The organism is Actinomycetospora cinnamomea (genome assembly GCF_003096675.1).
GTDB lineage: Bacteria > Actinomycetota > Actinomycetes > Mycobacteriales > Pseudonocardiaceae > Actinomycetospora > Actinomycetospora cinnamomea.
This window is the reverse complement of record NZ_QEKW01000025.1, coordinates 38,986-58,282: the sequence shown is the minus strand read 5'-3', so window position 1 is coordinate 58,282 and position 19,297 is coordinate 38,986. Positions and strand designations below refer to the sequence as shown.

At 74.9% G+C, this 19,297-nt stretch carries 18 protein-coding genes and 1 pseudogene; 1 reads left to right on the top strand and 18 read right to left on the bottom strand.

The window, feature by feature from the left end:
- Positions 1-196: 196 nt before the first annotated feature.
- The 6 genes from C8D89_RS26585 to C8D89_RS26560 form a co-directional block, all read right to left on the bottom strand.
- On the bottom strand, positions 197-1,261 hold the full coding sequence (locus C8D89_RS26585) for a class I mannose-6-phosphate isomerase (protein ID WP_116711152.1): 1,065 nt from the start codon (positions 1,259-1,261) through the stop codon (positions 197-199).
- Positions 1,258-2,052: an SDR family oxidoreductase gene (locus tag C8D89_RS26580; protein WP_116711163.1), complete on the bottom strand. Its 795-nt coding sequence runs from the start codon at positions 2,050-2,052 to the stop codon at positions 1,258-1,260. The genes C8D89_RS26585 and C8D89_RS26580 overlap by 4 nt, the downstream gene beginning before the upstream one ends.
- 103 nt (positions 2,053-2,155) lie before the next feature.
- Positions 2,156-2,566, bottom strand: a complete 411-nt coding sequence (locus C8D89_RS26575) for a hypothetical protein (protein WP_116711151.1) — start codon at positions 2,564-2,566, stop codon at positions 2,156-2,158.
- 23 nt (positions 2,567-2,589) lie between these two features.
- Entirely contained in the window at positions 2,590-3,153 is a 564-nt protein-coding gene (locus C8D89_RS26570) for a hypothetical protein (RefSeq protein WP_116711150.1), read from the bottom strand.
- Positions 3,154-3,195: 42 nt separating this feature from the next.
- Positions 3,196-4,092: a pyridoxal 5'-phosphate synthase lyase subunit PdxS gene (gene pdxS / locus C8D89_RS26565; RefSeq protein ID WP_116711162.1), complete on the bottom strand. Its 897-nt coding sequence runs from the start codon at positions 4,090-4,092 to the stop codon at positions 3,196-3,198.
- A 125-nt stretch (positions 4,093-4,217) separates the two neighbouring features.
- A complete protein-coding gene (locus C8D89_RS26560; protein ID WP_116711149.1) occupies positions 4,218-4,808 on the bottom strand; it encodes a TetR/AcrR family transcriptional regulator in 591 nt (196 codons plus the stop codon).
- Between the two features lie 74 nt (positions 4,809-4,882).
- On the opposite strand from C8D89_RS26560, the gene C8D89_RS26555 reads away from it, so the two are divergent.
- Positions 4,883-5,296, top strand: a complete 414-nt coding sequence (locus C8D89_RS26555) for a VOC family protein (protein WP_116711148.1) — start codon at positions 4,883-4,885, stop codon at positions 5,294-5,296.
- 25 nt (positions 5,297-5,321) lie between these two features.
- Here C8D89_RS26555 and C8D89_RS26550 read toward each other — a convergent pair whose 3' ends face one another.
- From C8D89_RS26550 to C8D89_RS26500, 12 genes and pseudogenes are all read right to left on the bottom strand, one after another.
- On the bottom strand, positions 5,322-5,840 hold the full coding sequence (locus C8D89_RS26550; RefSeq protein WP_116711147.1) for a GNAT family N-acetyltransferase: 519 nt from the start codon (positions 5,838-5,840) through the stop codon (positions 5,322-5,324).
- Between the two features lie 97 nt (positions 5,841-5,937).
- On the bottom strand, positions 5,938-7,398 hold the full coding sequence (locus C8D89_RS26545) for an alpha/beta fold hydrolase (RefSeq protein ID WP_116711146.1): 1,461 nt from the start codon (positions 7,396-7,398) through the stop codon (positions 5,938-5,940).
- Positions 7,399-7,446: 48 nt separating this feature from the next.
- Positions 7,447-7,731, bottom strand: a complete 285-nt coding sequence (locus tag C8D89_RS30575; RefSeq protein WP_243418400.1) for a hypothetical protein — start codon at positions 7,729-7,731, stop codon at positions 7,447-7,449.
- 382 nt (positions 7,732-8,113) lie between these two features.
- A pseudogene (locus tag C8D89_RS31250) lies at positions 8,114-8,395 on the bottom strand (NAD(P)-binding domain-containing protein); the annotation flags it as partial.
- A gap of 191 nt (positions 8,396-8,586) precedes the next feature.
- Positions 8,587-9,639, bottom strand: coding sequence for an NUDIX hydrolase (locus C8D89_RS26535; protein WP_116711144.1), 1,053 nt, complete (start codon positions 9,637-9,639; stop codon positions 8,587-8,589).
- Positions 9,636-10,829, bottom strand: coding sequence for a glycosyltransferase family 4 protein (locus C8D89_RS26530; RefSeq protein WP_116711143.1), 1,194 nt, complete (start codon positions 10,827-10,829; stop codon positions 9,636-9,638). Before C8D89_RS26530 ends, C8D89_RS26535 begins: the two co-directional genes overlap by 4 nt.
- Positions 10,830-11,055: 226 nt before the next feature.
- Entirely contained in the window at positions 11,056-12,489 is a 1,434-nt protein-coding gene (locus C8D89_RS26525; RefSeq protein ID WP_116711142.1) for a sugar porter family MFS transporter, read from the bottom strand.
- A complete protein-coding gene (locus tag C8D89_RS26520) occupies positions 12,486-13,463 on the bottom strand; it encodes an ROK family glucokinase (RefSeq protein WP_243418399.1) in 978 nt (325 codons plus the stop codon). The genes C8D89_RS26525 and C8D89_RS26520 overlap by 4 nt, the downstream gene beginning before the upstream one ends.
- Positions 13,460-14,233, bottom strand: a complete 774-nt coding sequence (locus C8D89_RS26515; protein WP_116711141.1) for an HAD family hydrolase — start codon at positions 14,231-14,233, stop codon at positions 13,460-13,462. The genes C8D89_RS26520 and C8D89_RS26515 overlap by 4 nt, the downstream gene beginning before the upstream one ends.
- Positions 14,230-16,869, bottom strand: coding sequence for a glycoside hydrolase family 65 protein (locus C8D89_RS26510; protein ID WP_243418398.1), 2,640 nt, complete (start codon positions 16,867-16,869; stop codon positions 14,230-14,232). The genes C8D89_RS26515 and C8D89_RS26510 overlap by 4 nt, the downstream gene beginning before the upstream one ends.
- Positions 16,870-16,922: 53 nt before the next feature.
- Positions 16,923-17,825 carry a trehalose-phosphatase gene (otsB, locus tag C8D89_RS26505; RefSeq protein WP_243418397.1) on the bottom strand — a complete coding sequence of 301 codons (903 nt, stop codon included), beginning with the start codon at positions 17,823-17,825 and terminating at the stop codon, positions 16,923-16,925.
- Positions 17,826-18,031: 206 nt separating this feature from the next.
- Positions 18,032-19,246 carry an ROK family transcriptional regulator gene (locus tag C8D89_RS26500; protein ID WP_116711140.1) on the bottom strand — a complete coding sequence of 405 codons (1,215 nt, stop codon included), beginning with the start codon at positions 19,244-19,246 and terminating at the stop codon, positions 18,032-18,034.
- Positions 19,247-19,297: the final 51 nt, after the last annotated feature.

Below are 19,297 nucleotides of genomic sequence, written 5' to 3'. Positions count from 1 at the left end.
TCCGCGGCGTCGAACCCCTCGTCATCGACCACATCCACCGGCGCCGACCCCGCCAACGCCGCCGCCAGCTCCGGACCCGGCGCCCACCGCGACCAGGACAGCCCAGCGGGCGCGACCGGAGCCGCCTCCACGACTGTCGAACATGTGTTCGACAGTCCAGTCGACCAAGGCCCCGACCAGCACTTCCGCCGCAGCGTCAGCCCGACAACCCCTCCCCCAGCGCCGCGATCACCGCGGCGCCGTGGCCCGCCGCCAGCAGCGGCCGGCGCACGTCGGCCTCCAGGTCGGGGAGGTAGCCGGCCAGCACGTCGGCCGGCCCGTCCAGCTCGACCTCGCCCACCGCCGCCGGCAGCAGCACCGTGCGCGCCCGCCCCAGCACCTCGGCGTGGTCGCCGACCCGCAGCGTCGTCGGCGCGCCCACGTTGGAGAGCACGGTGGCCGTGTCGACCCCGAGCCGTGCCGACCGGGACACCCGCCATCGCTCCAGCGCGAAGTACGGCCCGGCCGTGAGCACGACCCTGCTGACGCCGTCGTCGACGTCCACCACCAGGCCCGGTCTGAACTCCGGGCGCGGCGCGGGGTCCCACTCGGCCAGCAGGGCCTCGATGTTGGCCTCCTGCTCGTCGCGCGGGATCGACGAGCCGTCCTCCATCCGCCACGGCATCGCGTGCTGCTGGACGTCGGAGGTCTGCTCGATCTCGTAGACCAGCGTGTCCGGCCCGAAGCTGTGCAGGGTCCCGGCGGGCACGTAGATCGTCTCGCCGGGCCGGACGGGGAGGCGGCGCAGGACGGCGTCGAAGTCCCCGGCCAGCAGCGCCGACCGCAGCTCCGCGGCGTCGACGCCCTCGACCGTGCCGCACAGCGCGGTGGCGCCGGGCGCGGCGTCGAGCACGTGCCACGCCTCGGTCTTCCCGGTGGAGGTGCCCTCCAGGCGCTGCGCCGTGGCGTCGTCGGCGTGCAGGTGCACCGGCAGCATCCCGGCGGCGTCGATGAACTTCGTCAGCACCGGGAAGGCCTCGCCCCGCCACCCCCGTCCGACGACCTCCTCGGGGTGCTCGGTCGCCAGCCACCGCAGCGACCTCCCGGCCCACGCCCCGGACACGACCATCGAGGCCATGCCGTCGACGTCGCTGACCTCCCACGTCTCCGCCACGCGTCCGTCCGGCAGGTCGTCGCGGCCGAGGCGCGCGGCGATCGCCCGGCCCCCGAAGACGTGCGGGGCCACGGGCGCCGTGAGGTGCAGCGGGAGCCAGCCGGTCACAGGATCGGGGTCCCGCCCGTCACGGCGATCCGGGCACCCGAGACGTAGCTCGACTCGTCGGAGGCGAGCATGACGTAGACCGGGGCGAGCTCGACGGGCTGGCCGGCACGCCCGAGCGGGGTGTCGGTGCCGAACGCCTCGACCGCCTCGGGCGGCATCGTCGCCGGGATGAGCGGGGTCCAGATCGGCCCGGGGGCGACGCTGTTGGCGCGGATGCCGCGGTCGCCGTACTGCCGCGCCAGCGCGGCGGTGAAGTTCGCGATCCCCGCCTTGGTGGTGTCGTAGGCGATCAGTCCGGGCGGCGGGTTGTCGGAGTTCACCGAGGTCGTGTTGATGATCGACGCTCCGGCCTCGAGGTGCGGCAACGCGGCCTTGGTGATGTGGAACATCGCATCGAGGTTGACGGCGATCGTGTGGTCCCACTCCTCGTCGGGGACGTCCTCGAGGCGCTCACGCACCATCTGGAACGCGGCGTTGTTCACCAGCACGTCGAGCCGGCCGAACTCCTCGAGCGTGCGGGCCACGAGGTCCCGGCAGGCCTGCGGGTCGGCGAGGTCGCCCGGGACGCGCAGCGCGCGACGCCCCGCCCCGGTGACGAGACGCTCGACCTCGCGACCGTCGTCCTCCTCGACCGGCAGGTGCCCGAACGCGACGTCGGCGCCCTCGCGGGCGAACGCGATCGCCACCGCCCTGCCGATGCCGCTGTCGGCGCCGGTGATCAGCGCGACCTTGCCCTCGAGACGGCCGGAGCCGCGGTAGCTCTCCTCGCCGCAGTCGGTCGGCGGCGTCATCTGCTGCTCGGAGCCGGGGTGCTCCTGCTGGTGCCCGCTCACGGGACCTCCTCCGGTGGGGTACGGCGGAGGGTCACCGATCGGGGCGGCGTCTATCCGCCGGTCATCCCCCGCTGCCGCCCGGGTCGCCGTAGCGGGCGCGGTACTCGTCGAGGTGCTGGGAGGCGCACATGCGCTCCTCCTGCTGGCCCTGGGCCTGGGCCATGCACTCATCGAGGGTGAGCCCCTCGCCGAACGTGCCGATCCCGAGCAGCCCGGGTACGACGAGCCAGGCGCCGATCACGACGCCCGCCAGCCCGAGCACGAAGCCACCGAGCGCGGCCGCGCCGTTGCGGTGAGGGTCGTGGAACGCGCGGCGGGCCCCGACGAACCCGACGACAAGCGCCACGAGACCGAGCACGATGCCCGGCCAGCCGAGCCAGCACGTCCCGACGGCGAGCAGGCCCGCCGCGAGCGCGAGCGTGCCCAGGCCCTCGCGTTCGCGCGACGAGGCGCCCGGGGTCGCTGAGGTCATGGCGCCGATCGTGCCAGGGGCCGCTACTCCGCGGCGTTCGGGTAGCGCTGGTTGAACTCGGCGAGGTGCTGGGACTTGCACATGTGCATCTCGCGGGCCGTCGTGGACTGCGCCATGCACTGGTCGAGGGTCAGCCCGTCGCCGAACCCGCCGGTGCCGAAGAGCGTCGGCCACACCATCACCGCGCCCACGACGAGACCGGCGAGCCCGGTGACGAAGCCGCCCAGCGACGCCGCGCCGTCGGTGGCCAGGTTGCGGAACGCACGGCGCGCGCCCAGGAAGCCCGCGACCACCGCGGGCAGGCCGAGCACCACCCCGGCCCAGCCGGTCCACGAGGTGGCGACCGCGAGCAGCCCGAGCACTAGCGCCGGCGTGCCCATACCGTTGCGCTGCGTCGGCTCCTCGACCGGCTCCTCGACCGGTTGCTCGTCGCGCCGGGCGCGCGGGGCACGACGGGGCGGGGCGGGCACCGGCTCGGGCTCGACCGCGCGGAGGGTCTCGGTGCGCGCCTCGGGGTCGGCGGGGCCGGACCCGTCCGTGGGGCGCAGGTCGACCCGCCGACGGGGAGCGCCGTGCGGGGTGGTCATCGCCGGGATCGTCCCATGCGCGACCGTGCCGTCACCGCCGACTCACCAGCCTCGCGTGGCCAGCCGCTCGTGCTCGGGCATGTCGCTGGTCGTGCGCCCGACCATCGCCTCGCCGAGGCCCGCCGAGACCTTGGCGATCACGTCGGGGTCGTCGTGGAAGGTGGTGGCGCGCACGATCGCCTCGGCGCGCCGGGCGGGGTCGCCGGACTTGAAGATGCCCGAGCCCACGAACACGCCCTCGGCGCCGAGCTGCATCATCATCGCCGCGTCGGCCGGGGTCGCGATGCCGCCCGCGGTGAACAGCACCACCGGCAGCCGCCCGGACGCGGCGACCTCCTGCACCAGCGCCACCGGCGCGCGCAGCTCCTTGGCCGCGGCGTAGAGCTCCTGCGCGTCCATCCGCGACAGCGCCCGGATCTCCGAGCGGATCGCCCGCATGTGCCGCGTGGCCTCGACGACGTTGCCGGTGCCCGCCTCGCCCTTGGAGCGGATCATCGCCGCGCCCTCGCCGATGCGCCGCAGGGCCTCGCCGAGGTTGGTCGCCCCGCAGACGAACGGGACGGTGAACGCCCACTTGTCGATGTGGTGGGCCTCGTCGGCCGGGGTGAGCACCTCGGACTCGTCGACGTAGTCGACGCCGAGCGACTGCAGCACCTGCGCCTCGACGAAGTGGCCGATGCGGGCCTTGGCCATCACCGGGATCGAGACGGCGTCGATGATGCCGCGGACCATGTCGGGATCGGACATCCGGGCGACGCCCCCGTCGGCGCGGATGTCGGCGGGCACGCGCTCGAGGGCCATGACGGCCACCGCCCCGGCGTCCTCGGCGATCCTCGCCTGCTCGGGCGTGACCACGTCCATGATCACACCGCCCTTGAGCATGTCCGCGAGGCCACGCTTGACCCCTCCGGTGCCGGTGGTGGTGGCGGACTCGGTCACGGTGTCCCTCCGGGTGCGGACGTCGACGGCTGCGCTGGTGGTCGCGCTGGTGACCGATGGTACGGACCGATCGGCGTGCGGGGCCGTGACGCCGTGCACGCGACCCACCGGCACGCCCTCGGGGTTCAGCGCAGTGCGTCGAGCAGTGCCGCGAGCTCACCCCACACGGTCTCGAGGGCGGCCGGGCGCTCGGCCTCGGCGGTGCCGGCCAGCCAGAGCGCCGCCTCGTTCATCGCCCCGCCCAGCAGGTGCGCCAGCGGCGCGACCGGACGCGGCGAGAGCACCCCGTGCGCGACGAGCGTCTCGAGCGCCTCGACGAGGTGGCGCCCCGACGTGGCCTCGTCGAGCGCGCGCCACTGCGCCCAGCCCAGCACGGCCGGCCCGTCGACGAGCGCGATCCGGGCCACGGCCGGGTCGGTGCTCGCGACGAGGAACGCCCGGCACCCGGCGAGGAGCTGGGCCCACGGGTCGTCGTGGGCCTCCGCGGCGGCCACCACGGCGCCGGCGACCTCGTCCGCGACCTCGGCCAGCACCGCCCGGAACAGGCCGGTCTTGCCCTCGAACTGGTGGTACAGCGCGCCCTTGGTGACGCCCGCCGCGGCGACGATCTCGGCGAGCCCCACGTCGGCGTAGCCCCGCGTGGCGAACAGCGCCCGCGCCCGCTCGACCAGCGCCCGGCGCGTGCGCGCCCGCTGCTCTTCCCGCACCCCGGCCACGGCACCTCCTTGACGTACCAGCGGTACGTGAGCCAGTATTTCGCGTACCGACGGTACGCGAAAGGAACGCCGCCATGGAACCGACCGGCTTCTACCCCGTCCTCGCCGTCACCGACGTCGAGGCCTCACGCCGCTTCTGGGTCGAGCACTTCGGCTTCGAGACGACCTTTGCCGTCGACTGGTACGTCAGCCTGCGCCGCCCCGGCCCCCGCGGCTTCGAGCTGGCCTTCGTCGCCGCCGACCACCCGACCGTGCCGGCGGGCTCCCGCACCCCGGCACGCGGGCTGCTGCTCAACGTCGAGGTCGACGACGTCGACGCCGAGTACACGCGCCTCGTCACCCGCGGCGGCCTGCGCCCGGAGCTCGACCTGCGCACCGAGGACTTCGGCCAGCGCCACTTCATCGTCGCCGACCCCGCGGGCGTCCTCGTCGACGTGATCGCCGAGGTACCGGCGTCCGCGGAGTACGCCGACGCCTTCTCCTCCTGACTCACGCCCCTGACCCATGCCCGGCTCACGCCACGAGGTCGTCGACGGTGAGCGTGAGGTCGTCGGTGAGGTGGCAGGTCATGACCACCACCGCGCCGTCGCGGCGGGTGGTGCACAGCGGGAACGTCTGCGCGATCAGTTCCCGGGCGGCCGCGTTCTCGGCGAGGACGTACGCGACGAGCCGGTCGACGCCTCGCGCGCGGGCCGCGACCCGCAGGGCGGTCAGCAGGACACGGCCGACCCCCCGCCGCTGCCAGGCGTCGACCACCGCGACGGCCAGCTCCGCCTCGCGGGCGGCGGTGCGGACCAGCCGGGCGATGCCGACCGGCTCCCAGGTCCCGGTCCCGGTGGCCGCCTCGGCCACCAGGGCGAGGCGGTCGTGGTCGTCGATGCGCAGGAGACCGCGTCGCAGCGTCCCGCTCAGGCGGGGCATCGGGGAGTGGAAGCGCAGGTAGCGGCTGCGCGCGGACAGGCCGTCGAAGACGGCGTCGAGGGTGGCGGTGTCGTCCGGACGCAGGAGCCGGACACGGAGCGTGGTTTCCATGGCCGAGAGTCCAGCTCCCGGACCCTCCCGGGGGCTTCGCTCCTTTCGGCCACGACGCCGCGTGGCCGGAACCGGCCATCCCCCGCGGACGCGGCCGTCAGGTGGTGATGAGGCCGCTGCGCGCCGCGTGGGCGGCGGCCGCGGCGCGCGAGGGCAGGTCCAGCTTGGTGCGGATGTTGGCCACGTGCCGGTGCACGGTGTGGGGGCTCAGGCCCAGCGCGCGGGCGATCTCGCGGTCGGAGCGCCCGCGCGCGACGAGCTGGAGCACCGCCCGCTCCCGTTCGGTGAGCAGGCCGAGACCGTTCGGGTCGGTCGGGTTCGCCGCCTCCGTCGCCTCCGTCGCCTCCGGACCCCGGGGCACGGCGTGCCGGGGTTCGTCGAGGAAGGCGAGCACGGCGCGGGTCACGGCCGCCGCGTCGCCGCGCCACGGGAAGTGCTCGCTGCCCTCGAGCGCCACGAACCGCGCGTCCGGCACGGCGGCGGCGATCTCCCGGCCGAGGCGGGGCGCGATGGCCCGGTCCCGGCGCCGGTGCACCACCAGGGTGGGCGCCGCGATGCGGGCGAGCTCGTCGCGCACGTCGTAGGAGTAGGTGGCCGCCAGCGCCTCGGCGGCGAACCCGGCAGGGCCCGAGGCCCGCTGGAAGGCGACGAAGGCGTCGCGCTCCTCCGCCGTGCCGTCGGGCAGGAACAGGTCGGTGAGGACGCGCGAGCCGAAGCCCCAGTGCGCGGCGACGAGGTCGACCAGCTGGCGACGCACCGCCGGCGGGGCGACCGCGGCGCCGTCGGCGTAGGTGCCGTAGAGGACGAGCCGGTCGACCCGGTCGGGGTGCCGCGCCGCGTACGCCGCGGCCACCGGCCCGGCCGACGAGGAGCCGAACACGCTCACGGAGCCCCCGCCGACGGCGTCGACCACCCGGGCCAGGGTGTCGACCTCGAAGTCGAGGTCGAGGGCGAGGGCGCCGCCCGAGAGGCCGCGCCCGGGCCGGTCGTAGCTCACGACCGTGTGCCGGCGAGCAAGTGCGGTGAGGAACGCGCGGAAGGCCGGGATCGCCCAGTTGAGCTCGAGCTGGCTCATCCACCACCCGCCGATCACCAGCGGCGGGCCCTGGCCCACGGAGGTGTAGGCCAGTGACGTGCCGTGGCCGCGTGCGAAGCGGATGGTCTGCTCGAGGTCCCCGTCGGCGTCCTCACCGTCGTCGTGGGCGGGCTCCACGACGGTCGCGGCCGGCTCCTCCTCGGTGGCGCCGTCGCGTAGGGCGACCGGGGCGACCCATCGGTAGCCACGCCCGTGCACGGTCCGGATCACGGCCTGGCGGGTGCCGTCGTCCCCGACGGCCCGCCGCGCGGACTTGATGCGGCTGCTGAGCGCCGACTCGGAGACGAAGCGGTCGCCCCACACGGTGTCGAGCAGCTCCGCCCGCCCGACGACCCGGTCCCGGTGCTCCAGCAGCACCGCGATGACGTCGAGCACCTGGGGCTCGACGTGCACCGGGCCGTGCGGCCCGCGGATCTCCGCGCGGGCGGTGTCGACGGTGTGCTCACCGAAGACGTACCTCACCCGACGGAGTATGGGCCGACGGCGGCGGTCGGGGGAACGGTCACGACCTCACGCCGCCCGCCCCCGGACCGCGCCGCGAGCGGCCCCGACCAGCTGCTCGACCACGTGGCGCGCGTCCTCACCGACGCCGTCGATCAGCGTGGCGTCGCGGCGGCGCACGGGCGGCCGCCCGACGGCGTACGGTCGCGGGACCGCGGTGGCGCCGCCGCGGTGGACGAGCTCGCCGTCGCGGTCGAGCACGGGCAGGTGGAGCCACGGGTGGCGGCGGCGGTACCCGGTCGCCCACACCACCGCGGTGATGCCTTCGACGGCCAGGTCCAGCGTGTCGGGCACTTCGCCCACCACGACCGGGTCCACCGGTCGCGCCGGGGCCGGCGCCGCCGGCGCCGCCGGCTCGTGCGTCGGCGGCGACGTGCTCGTCGATCCGCCGCAGCAGCCGGGCGAGGCGGGCGTCGGCGACGGCGGTGTCTCGCGCGAGGCCGGTGCCGAGGCGCACGGTCGTCCCGCGTACCGCCTCGCACCGTCCCACGAGCCGCACCCCGGCCCGCTGCACCGTGCGCAGGTCGACGTCACGGCGTTCCGGGGAGCCGACGAGCTGGGGAGAGACCTCGCCCTGGGCGCCGCCGCCCGGGGGCCGGGACAGCAGACCGAGACGGTCCAGCCAGAAGTGGACGTCCTGGCCCCGGTAGGTGCGGGGCAGGCGCGCGTGACGCCCGACGGCCAGGACGACCTCGCGCCCCGTGGCGCGGAGCTCCGACGCCAGCTGCACCCCCGACGCCCCCGCGCCGAGGACGAGCACGGCGCCGTCGGGGAGGTCCGCCGGTCCCCGGTAGCGGTCGGCGGTGAGCTGGACGACGTGCGGCGCCACGTGCCGGGCCGCGGCCGGCACCCGCGGCAGCGCGCACGCGCCGGCGGCCACGACCACGGCGCGGGCCCGCAGCTCGCCCTCCGTGGTGCGTACGCGGAACCCCTCCCCGTCAGCCCGTACCGCGAGCACCTCGCCGCCGGTACGCCCGCACCCGCCACCGCCTGGAGGCGGCCGCGGACGGCCCGATCGCGGACGCGGCGTCGTTCGCCTGGGACCTCGCCGGGCTCTCGCGGATACACCGGGCGCTCAACGCCGCCCTGCGCGTCGAGTGGGAGCACCTCGACGCCCGGGAGGGAGGGCTCCGGGCGGCCTGACCGTCGCTAGTGGATCGCCAGCGGAGCCGGGCCCGGTTCGAGGGCCGCGGGGTCGGCGAGGAGGTCGGGCAGCTGGTGGGGGTGCACGACGTCGAGGGTCACGGCGAGCTCGGCGGGCGTCCACCAGCGGTGCCCGCGCACGGTGCGGGCCTCGTGCTCGGTGAACCCGCTGGTGTCGATCTCGCCGCTGGGCACGTGCACGGCGTGGAAGAGCTCGCGCCCGGCGTAGGTCACTCCGGCGGCGTCGAACACGACGTCGCGCACCCACAGCGGCCCGCGGACCTCGGCGGGGTCCACCGCGAGCCCGGTCTCCTCGCCCAGCGTCCGGGCGGCGGCCTCCCAGGGCTCCTCCCCCGGGTCGACGCCCCCGCCCGGCGCGAACCAGAACGTCTCGGCCGGACGGACCGGGTCGACGCCCTGGAAGAGCAGCACGCGCCCCTCGCCGTCGACGACCACGACGCGCACCGCGTCCTGCGCGGCCCTCGGCGTCGCCGGCATGCCGGGCAGCGCGTCGGGCCCGGGCTCGGCGATCTCGAAGTAGCGCGGCATCGGGGCGCTGCCGGCGAGCCGCAGCAGCCGCACCATCCGCCGCCCCCGCAGCGCCCGCGTGTCGCGCACGGCGTCGTTGTGCACGCGGCGGGCCACCGAGACCCGGGCCTGGGCGTCGGCGAGCTCGGCGGCGAGGTCGGCGGGCAGGGCCCCGGTGTCGAGGCGGGCGAGCACGCGGGTCAGGTCGTTCTCGGCGGTCTCGCGGTCGGCGTCGAGGACCGCGTCGCCGGCGGCCCCCGCCGCCTCCGCCGCTCGGGCCGCCGCGCGCAGCGCCCGGCGGTCGGCGTCGCCGACCGCGACCGGCCCCGCGGTGGCCGCGATCGCCCGGACGACCGCGGCCCGCCGATCCAGCGCGGCGGCCAGCCCGGCGGCGGCCGCGTCGGTGCGCACGTGGAGGCGGTCGAGCCGGCGGGCCCGGGCGATGAGCACCCCGGCGGTCACGGCGACGAGCAGCAGGACGGCGACGGCGAGCAGGACCACCAGCACGCCGGCGGTGCCGAGGAGGGTCACGGCGACGACGGTAGCCCGCCGCTCCGCGGGCCCGGCGCACCGAGGTCCTCGCCGCCGTCGCCCGGCACGACGCGCCGGGGGTCGGCGGCGACCGCGACCTCGTAGACGCGCAGGACCGCCGCGGCCACCACCGACCAGTCGAAGGCCGCGACCCGCGCGTGCCCCGCGTCGCGCACCGCCTCGCGGCGGGCCGGGTCGTCGAGCAGCGCGCCGATCGCGGCGCTCCAGGCCGCGGCGTCGCCGGCGGGCACGGTGACCCCGGCGGGCGGATCGCCGAGCACCCGGCGGAACGCGTCGATGTCGCTGGCCACGACCGGCGCCCCCGCGGCCATCCCCTCGGCCAGCACGACGCCGAAGCTCTCCCCGCCCGAGTTCGGGGTGGCGAGCAGGTCGACCGACGCCAGCATCGCGGCCTTCGTCGCCTCGTCCACGGCGCCGAGCAGCTCGATGCGCTCGGCCAGTACGGGCCCCGCCTCGCGGCGCAGCTCGTCGGCGTCGCCCCGCCCGACGACCAGCAGGCGCAGATCCGGGCGGCGCGGCGCCAGCGGGCGGAGGGCCTCGAGCAGCAGCGGCATGCCCTTGCGCGGCTCGGTGTAGCGACCGACGAAGCCGACGGTCGCGCCGTCCCCGTGGTGGGCGTGCCCGGGCAGGGGCGCCGCGCCGGCGAACGCGGCCACGTCCACGCCGTTGGGAATCTCCACGGCGTCGCCGCCGAGGTGCTCGACGTAGACCTGGCGCGCCAGCGGTGACACCGCGATCCGTGCGGTGACCCGCTCGAGCAGCGGGCGCAGCACGGGCTCGAAGAACGTCATCGTGCGCGAGCGCGGGGTCGAGGTGTGGAACGTGGCGACCACCGGGCCCTCCGCCGCCACGAGGGCGAGCATCGAGAGACTCGGCGCGGTGGGCTCGTGGACGTGCAGGACGTCGAAGTCGCCCTCGCGCAGCCAGCGCCGCACCCGCGCGAGCGACACCGGCCCGAACGTCAGCCGGGCCACCGAGCCGTTGTAGGGGATGCCGACCGCGCGTCCGCCCCGGGTGACGTGCTCGGGGACCGGGGTGTCGTCGTCGGCGGGCGCCAGGACGTCGACGTGGTGCCCGAGCCCCCGCAGCGCCCGCGCGAGGTCGAGGACGTGGGCCTGGACCCCGCCGGCCACGTCCAGCGAGTACGGACACACGATCCCGATGCGCACGAGCGCAGTGTCCCAGTCACCGATCGGGGGCCTCGGACACGCGCATCCACGGGTCGGAGCCGGATCGTCGGGACGCGAGGGGCACGTTCCGCAGGACCGGAGCCCGCGCCCTCCCGATCATGCGGAACGTGCCCCTCGCCGGCGCGCCCGGCACGGCGCCACCGGGTGTGCGCGCCTGCCCGTGGTCCAGCACGGGCAAGCACTCACGAGCGCGGAGCGCACGGCCTCAGGCGCGCATCTCCTCGAGCTCCTTGCCCTTGGTCTCCTCGATCGCGCGCCAGACGAACAGCCCGGAGATGAGGGCGAACAGCGCGTACAGCCCGTAGGCCAGCGTCAGGCTCAGCGCCGCGAGCACCGGGAAGGTCACGGTGATGAGGAAGTTCGCGATCCACTGTGCGGCGGCGGCCACGGCGAGCGCGGCGGCCCGCAACCAGTTCGGGAACATCTCTCCGAGCAGGACCCACACGACGGGACCCCAGGTGACCGCGAACGAGACCACGAAGAGGTTCGCCGCGATCAGGGCGATGGTGCCGTAGGCCCCCGGCAGGGTCACGTCCTCGCCGCTGCCCACGGCCTGGTTGAAGCAGACCGCCATGACCGCGAGCGTCACGGTCATGCCCGCCGAACCGCCGAGCAGCATCGGCTTCCGGCCGACCTTGTCGACGATCGCGATGGCCACGAACGTCGACAGGAGGTTCACCAGGGAGTTGATCACGGAGTAGGTCAGCGAGTTCTCCTCGGAGAAGCCCACGGAGCGCCACAACGACGTCGAGTAGTAGAAGATGACGTTGATCCCGACGAACTGCTGGAAGACCGACAGCAGGATCCCCGCCCAGACGATCGGTCGCAGCCCGAGCCGCTGTCCGCGCAGGTCGGACAGGCTCGGCTTCTGCTCGCGCCGCAGGGACTCCTGGATCGACTCCACCTTCTCCTGGACCGACTCGGCGCTGCGCAGTGACAGCACCTCGCGCAGGACCCCGCCCGCGCGGTCGAGCTCCCCGCGGGCCACGAGATAGCGCGGGGACTCCGGGATCCGCAGGGCGAGGACCCCGTAGACGACCGCCGGGACCGCCTCGGCGAGGAACATCCACCGCCAGGCCTCGAGGCCGAACCAGAACGGGTTGGCCGCGCTGCCGGCCAGGTTCGCGAACAGCGCGTCACTGAGCAGCGCGACGAAGATGCCGGACACGATGGCCAGCTGCTGCAGCGAGGCCAGCCGACCGCGGACGTGCGCCGGGGAGATCTCCGCGATGTAGGCCGGGGCGATCACCGAGGCGACACCGATGGCCAGACCGCCGACGATGCGCCAGACGATGAGGTCCCAGACCGAGAACGCGAGGCCCGAACCGAGCGCGCTGACCAGGAACAGCACCGCGGCGACGAGCATCACGCGGATGCGGCCGTACCGGTCGGCCATCGGACCGGCGAACCAGGCGCCCACCGCGGAGCCGAGCAGCGCGCAGGCCACCGCGAACCCGGACAGGAACGGGGTGAGGGAGAACTCGCCCTCGATCGCCTCCACGGCACCGTTGATGACGCTGGAGTCGAAGCCGAAGAGGAAGCCACCGACGGCGGCGGCGACCGCGACGCCGATCGCCTTGGCGGAGGTCGTCTGCCGCGAGCCGGAGGCCCCCGGCGCGGATCCGGAACTGGTGGTCATCGGTCACTCCCCGGAACGGCGCTGTCGTTGCTCGTGCGGGCGAGGTCGGCAGCGCCGACCATCCCGGCCTCCCAGCCCAACTCCGCGAGCCGCACCTCGGCCACCGGGCGGTGCCCCCGCCCGGTGAGGTTGGCGCGGAACACGGTCTCCACCCGCTCGCGCAGTACCTCGCCGGCGGCGGAGACCCCGCCGCCGATGACGAACAACGACGGGTCGAGCACGGCCGCCAGCTGGGCGAGGCCCAGCCCGATCCAGCGGCCGATCTCGTCGAAGCAGTGCAGGGCACCCACGTCGCCCTGCTGGGCGACGGCGGTCACCATCTCGCCGGTGATCGCCTCCGCGTCCCCGCCGGCCGAGGCCAGCAGCCCGGACGCGAACGCCGGCGAGTGCCGCGCGATCTCGCGGGCCTCGGTGACGAGCGCGCGTCCGGAGCCGTACTGCTCCCAGCAGCCCTGCAGCCCGCAACCGCAGCGCCGCCCGTACGGGACCATGGTCACGTGGCCGATCTCCGCGGCCACCCCGAATCCCCCGCGCAGCAGCCGCCCGCCCGTGACCACGCCGCCGCCGATCCCGGTGCCGACGGTGATGGCCACCAGGTCGTCGTGGTCGCGACCGGCGCCGAAGCGCGACTCGGCCCAGGCCACGGCGTTGGCGTCGTTCTCGACGACCACCGGGATGTCGAGGCGGCCCATGAGCTCCTGGCGCAGGTCCTCGTCGCGCCACGCGAGGTTGGGCGCGAACATCACCTTCGCGCGCCCGGCGTCGACGAACCCGGCCGCGCCGATGCCGATGGCGACGACCTCGTGGTGGCTGCGCAGCTCGCGCACCGCGTCCCCGATGGCCTCGAGCACCATGCGGGTGTCGGTGGCCGGGGTCTCGCGGCGGGTCGACGCGAGGAGCTTGCCGTCCTCGTCGACGACCCCGGCGGCGATCTTGGTGCCGCCGACGTCGACCCCGACCGTCAGCTCGCTCACCTCGTGTCCCCCGTCCTCACCAGCTCGTGGCGGGCCAGCCCCTCGAGGTCGACCTGGTCCATGGAGGTGACGACGACGTCCGCGCCCTCGGCGGCCAGCGCGTCCACGTCGTCCACGCGCGCCACCCCGATCGCGGAGAAGTGGCCCGCCTTCGCCGCCTGGATCCCGTTGGTGGCGTCCTCCACGACGAACGCCTGGCCCGGATCGACCCCGAGCTCCTCCGCCGCGGTCAGGAAGATCTCCGGGTGCGGCTTGCCCTGCGAGAAGTCGCGGCCCGAGACGTCCACGTCGAAGTACTCGTGGAGGTTGCCCGAGGCGCCGAAACGGGTGAGGTCGACGCGCTCGAGGAACATCCTGGCGTTCTTCGACGACGACGCCGCCGCGATCGGGATGCCGGAGGACTTGACCGCGACGACGAAGCGCACGGCGTCGTCGTAGGCGGAGAACCGGCCCTCCGAGATCAGCCGGATGATCATCTCCTGCTTGTGCTCGCCGTACTCCTGCACGCGCCGGTCGAGGTCGGGCACACCGAAGTACTCCAGCGCCGCGCGGGCGCCCGCCGCGCGCGGCTTGCCCGACATGCGCTCGTGGTAGAGCGCGGCCGTGAACTTCTCCGGCGCGTAGCTCGTCTGCCCCGCGATGTCGGACCAGGGGCCCTCCATGAGCTCGCGCAGCGACTCCCGCCAGGCCTCCTCGTGGGGGGAGTCGACGAGGACGCCGTCCACGTCGAAGATCGCTCCGCCGAATCCGGACCGCTCGGTGCCGCTCATGCGCCGTTCCCTCCGTGGTCGTGACCGCCAAGATCGTGCTCAGCACCGTCGGGCCCGCCGATGGTCTCCCCTGCGCCCGCCCGGGACCCGGACGCCGCGATGCGGCCGTTGCCGTCCAGCGGCACGGTCCACTCCTGGCCGGCACCCAGCTCCCGGACCTCGCCGCCCAGGCCGATGCGCACCGGGTGGCTGAACCCCTCGGACTGCACCGCCACGGTGAGCCCGCCGTCGGCCACCGAGACGCGCAGCGTCGTGCCCTGGAAGACGAGCGAGAGCGCGAGCCCCTCGAGGCGCAGCGTCAGGCGCGGGTCGAAGCTCAGCACGCCGTCGCGGGCGCCCGCGCCGAGGTAGGCACGCTGCAGCAGGTCGAGGGTCCCCGACATCACCCCCATGTGGATGCCCTCCTTGGTGGTGCCGCCCTGGACGTCGCCGATGTCGGACTCGACGGCGACGAGGAAGCGCTCCCAGGAGCTCTCGGGGTCGATCCCGGCGAGGACAGCGGCGTGCGCGACGAGGGAGAGCGTCGAGCCGTGCGAGGTGCGCCGGTCGTAGTAGGCGATGGTGCGCCGCGCGAGGTCCGCGTCGTCGGCGATCTCGTCGTAGCCGAGCCGGCTGAAGATCTCGCGGAGCTCGGCCTGGTCGAACAGGAAGAACAGCATGACCGCGTCCGCCTGCTTGGCGAGCTTGTACCGGTCGGGGTCGTCGCCCTCGGCCTTGAGGATGCGGTCCATCCGCTGGATGTTGCGGTGCTTGGCCCGGTAGGCCTCCCAGTCGAGCTCCTCGAGCGCCTCGTAGCCCTCGAACTGGGTGATGACCGGGTGGCCGTCGTCGTCGGCGTGGATGGGCACCGCCATCGACGTGCACATCTCCGACCACCGCGCGATCTCGTCGTCGGTGATCCCGAGCCGGCTGCGCAGCGCGCGGCGGCGGCTCTTGGGCAGCAGCGCCAGCACCTTGGGCGCGGTCGCGCAGATCCACGCCACCATCACGTTGGTGTAGGCGTTGTTGCGCAGGCCGCCCTCGTCGGCGCCCGGGTAGCGCTCGTGGAACTCGTCCGGGCCCATGACGCCGTGGATCTCGTAGCGGCCGGTGTTCGGGTTCTTGTGCGCGATCGACGCCCAGAACCGGGCGATCTCGAGCATCAGCTCGGCGCCGTAGTCGCGCAGGAACTCCAGGTCGTCGGTGGCCTGGTAGTACTGCCAGACGTTGTAGAAGATCGCGGCGTTGACGTGGCGCTGGTTGTGCGAGTGGTCGGGGTCCCACTGACCCGACAGCGGGTTGAGGTGGACGACCTGCGTCTCCTCGGTGCCGTCGCTGCCCGACTGCCACGGGAACATCGCGCCCTTGTAGCCGGCCTCCTCGGCGGCCGCGCGGGCCTCGGCGAGGCGGCGGTACCGGTACATCAGCAGCCCGCGCGTGATCTCCGGCAGCCGGAAGTTGAGGAACGGGTAGACGTAGAGCTCGTCCCAGAACACGTGCCCGCGGTAGGCCTCGCCGTTGAGCCCGCGGGCCGGGACGCCGGCGTCGTGGCGCGCGGTGTGGCGCGAGCAGACCTGCAGCACGTGGGCCATGTGGAAGCGCAACAGCAGCTGGACCCGCGGCTCGCGGGGCACCTCGACGTCACAGACGTCCCAGTACTCGTCCCAGGCGTCGACGTGCTCGGCGAGGCAGCCCGCGAAGTCCGGGTAGCGCTGCACGTGGCGCCCGGCCGCGGTCAGCGTCTCGGTGATCGCGTTGTCGTGGCTGGTGAAGAACGAGACGATCTTCTCCACCCGCACGGTCTCGCCCTCGGTGACGTCGAGGTCGAGCACCTGCTGGATGTAGTCGTTCATCTGGTGGAGCGTGCGGGCCGGCTCGATGAGCTCCCAGCCGCGGCCGCGTCCCCGGTAGACGCGCGTGCGGGCGGCCTCGGAGACGTAGAGGTTCGACTGCCGCGTCCGCACCTTCAGCGCGATGATCTCCGGCCCGAAGGTGCGCGGGGTGACCGGGTCGAGGTGGCGGCCCATGAGGTCGCGGTACCGGGCCACCATGTCGTTGTCGATGCGCCCGTCGATGGCGGAGACGATGCCGATGCGCCCCGACCAGTTCTCGGCCGTCACCGACCACTCCATCGCCGCCTGGTGGCTGTGGGCCATCGAGACGAAGCGGCGGCTGCGCAGCGTCGTCTCGCGCCCGGCACGGTCGCGGAAGCGGAACACCCGGCTGACGGTCGCGGTGCGGATGTCGTAGGAGTGGCGGTAGTCCAGCACCTCGACGTTGTCGAGCCGGATGGCCTCCTCGCCCTCGATGCGCAGCTTGAGCACCAGCCAGTTCGGCAGGTTGATGAGGTCCTCGTTGAGGACCGGGCGCCCGCCGAGGATGGTGGTCTCGCGGTTGTAGGCGCCGTGGGCGTAGGTGCCGGCGTAGTGCCGCGGGGCGTCGGTGTCCTCCCACTCCGCGGCGCCGCGCGTGCAGAAGTATCCGTTGCCGGTGCTGGTCAGGGCCTCGCGCAGCCCCTCGTCGTCGGGCTCGAAGCCGGTCCAGGTCAGCGTGAAGTCGTCGGCGACGGCGCCGCCGGGCAGGACGTCGGACGACGCCGGGGCGCTCTCGCCGACGGTCGTGGTGCTGGGGGTCTGGTCTTCGGTCGTCGTCGTCACGGACGTCTCCGTACTGCAGGAGCGGGCGGCGGGGGGTCGTCGGAGCGGGTGGGTCAGCGGGCGAGGCCGTCGAGGAAGCGGCCGACCTCGTCGACGGTGGCCAGGACGGCGGTCGCCGAGGTCTCCCGGCCGGGGGCGTCCGCCGGGTCGATCACGAGGATGCCCAGACCGGGCTCGCGGTGATCACCGTCCCCGCGTTCCGCCAGGGCGCGGAAGGCGTCCTCGTCGGTGACGTCGTCGCCCAGGTAGATCGGCACCGTGGGCCGACCGTCGGGGTCGGGACGGTCGAGGTCGAGGACGCCGATGAGGTGCGTGACCGCCTTGCCCTTGTTCCAGTCGATCTTCGGCTGGATCTCGTGGACGAACTTGCCGGGCGTCACCTTCAGCTGCCCGGGGTGCTCGGCGAGCACCTCGTCGACCAGCGCGGCCACCCGCGGGCGCTCGTCGGGCGCGACGTGGCGGTCGTGCAGCGCGACCGACGCGTGCTTGGGCTCCACCTGCGTGCCCTCGATCGCCGAGGCCGCCGTCCGCACCCGCTCGGTGACCTCGGCGACGAGGTCCTCCCAGCCGCGGGAGGCCTCGTGCTCGATCACGCCGCGCTGCGGGTCGTGGATGTCGAAGCCGTGGCTGCCCGCGATCACCAGGTCGTCCACGCCGCTGAGCTCGGCGACCACGGCGCGGTCGCGTCCCGAGACGATGCAGACGGGGCAGCGGGCGGCGAGCGCGCGCACGATGCCCCGCATCTCCTCGGTCATGATCGCGTCCTCGGGCCGCGGGACGATCGGCGTGAGCACCCCGTCGTAGTCGAGGAACACCGCCGGCCGGCGGCCCCGCAGGCGCTCCGCGATCTCGGGGGTGTCCAGCGCGTGCGGCAGGCGGTCGGCGGTCGTCGTCGCCGGGGCGCGATCGGGGGAGACGGAGCGCGGAGCTCGACCGTCGTCAGGGGGCACGGTCACCAGGGCCTCCGCGTCGTCGGGGCACCGCCGCCGGTGTGAGGGGAGCCACAGGCTAGGTCCGGCTCCCACACGCCGTCAACGGATGAACACAGCGCCGCGATCTTGGCGGACGGGCGACCCGCGCGCCACGTGGGCGACACCCGGCCGGGGCGCCACACCCCTCTCGCCGCGGTGACTCGGCCGGCCGGGTGGGACGGGAAGGCCCGTCAGGGGGCCAGGGCGCAGCGCTCCAGGGCGAGGGCCAGCGCGCCGAGGACGGGCGCGTGCTCGGCGAGATCGGCCGTCACGACCTCCGCGGTGCGCACCGTGCCGGGCACCGCGGCGGCCTCCAGCGCCGCGTGCAGCGGGGCGAGCAGGAGCGGCCCGGCCTGGGCGAGCTCGCCGCCGACGACGATGCGCCGGGGCGTGAGCACGGTGCACAGCCCGGCGAGCGCGACCCCGACGTGGTGCCCGGTGTCGGCGAGGACCCGGCGGGCGGGGGCGCTCCCGCTCGAGCCGTCGTGGGCGCGGGCGACGACGTCGGCGATCGTGAGCGGGGCACCGAGCAGCGGCTCGAGCATCGCCGTGACCGTGCGGGTGGACACCAGCGTCTCGAGACACCCGCGGTGCCCGCAGCGGCACACCGCGGCGAAGCGGTCGCCGGGGGCGACCGCCACGTGGCCGATCTCCCCGGCCGTCCCGTCGGGGCCGCGGTAGAGCCGCCCGCCCAGCACGAGGCCCGCGCCGACACCGTCGGAGAGCTTGAGGAACAGGCCGTCGTCGACGCCCCGCAGCGCGCCCCACCGCTGCTCGGCGAGGGTGCCGAGGGTGGCGTCGTTGTCCACCCAGCTGGGCACGCCGAGGTGCTCGGCGACCCGGCCGGCCACCGGTACGCCGACCCATCCGGGCAGCACCCCGGACGCGCCGACGGCGCCGGTGGCGAGGTCCAGCGGCGCGGGGAGCCCGACCACCGCGCCCCGCAGGGCGGCCCGCCGCGCCCCGGTGCGCGCGAGGACCTCGTCGAGCAGCCGGGACGCCGTGTCCAGCCCGTCGGCCACGCCGTGGTCGTCGGGCAGGTCGGCGCGAACCTCGACGCGCTCGGGCGGGGCGGCGTGGTCGACGGCGCCGGCGGGGTCCGCCACGTCGGCCAGCGCGACCCGCACGTGGCGGTGACCGACGTCGATCCCGGCGACGACCCCCGCACGGCGGACCAGGCGCACGGCCCGCACACGCCGCCCGCCGCGCACCTCGTCGCCCGCCTCGACCCGTCCCGCCGCCGCCAGGTCGCGGACGATGTTCGACACCGTGGCCGGGGCCAGCCCGGTGACCCCGGCGATCTCCGCCTGGGTGGGCGCACCGGCGCCGCGGACGGCGTCGAGCACCCGGCGACGGTTGGCGTCGCGCAGCCCGGCGGGGGATCCGGGGCGCGACGTCGTGTTCATGCGATGAACTCTAGCGCGTGAGCGTGTGCTCCACGTCACGATCCCGGCGCC

Excerpts from the sequence above, each read along its gene's own strand:
- C8D89_RS26550 (WP_116711147.1), bottom strand. The coding sequence starts at position 5,840 with ATGGAAACCACGCTCCGTGTCCGGCTCCTGCGTCCGGACGACACCGCC.
- C8D89_RS26500 (WP_116711140.1), bottom strand. The coding sequence starts at position 19,246 with ATGAACACGACGTCGCGCCCCGGATCCCCCGCCGGGCTGCGCGACGCC.
- C8D89_RS26575 (WP_116711151.1), bottom strand. The coding sequence starts at position 2,566 with ATGACCTCAGCGACCCCGGGCGCCTCGTCGCGCGAACGCGAGGGCCTG.
- C8D89_RS26555 (WP_116711148.1), top strand. The coding sequence starts at position 4,883 with ATGGAACCGACCGGCTTCTACCCCGTCCTCGCCGTCACCGACGTCGAG.
- C8D89_RS26515 (WP_116711141.1), bottom strand. The coding sequence starts at position 14,233 with ATGAGCGGCACCGAGCGGTCCGGATTCGGCGGAGCGATCTTCGACGTG.
- C8D89_RS26525 (WP_116711142.1), bottom strand. The coding sequence starts at position 12,489 with ATGACCACCAGTTCCGGATCCGCGCCGGGGGCCTCCGGCTCGCGGCAG.
- C8D89_RS26570 (WP_116711150.1), bottom strand. The coding sequence starts at position 3,153 with ATGACCACCCCGCACGGCGCTCCCCGTCGGCGGGTCGACCTGCGCCCC.
- C8D89_RS26580 (WP_116711163.1), bottom strand. The coding sequence starts at position 2,052 with ATGACGCCGCCGACCGACTGCGGCGAGGAGAGCTACCGCGGCTCCGGC.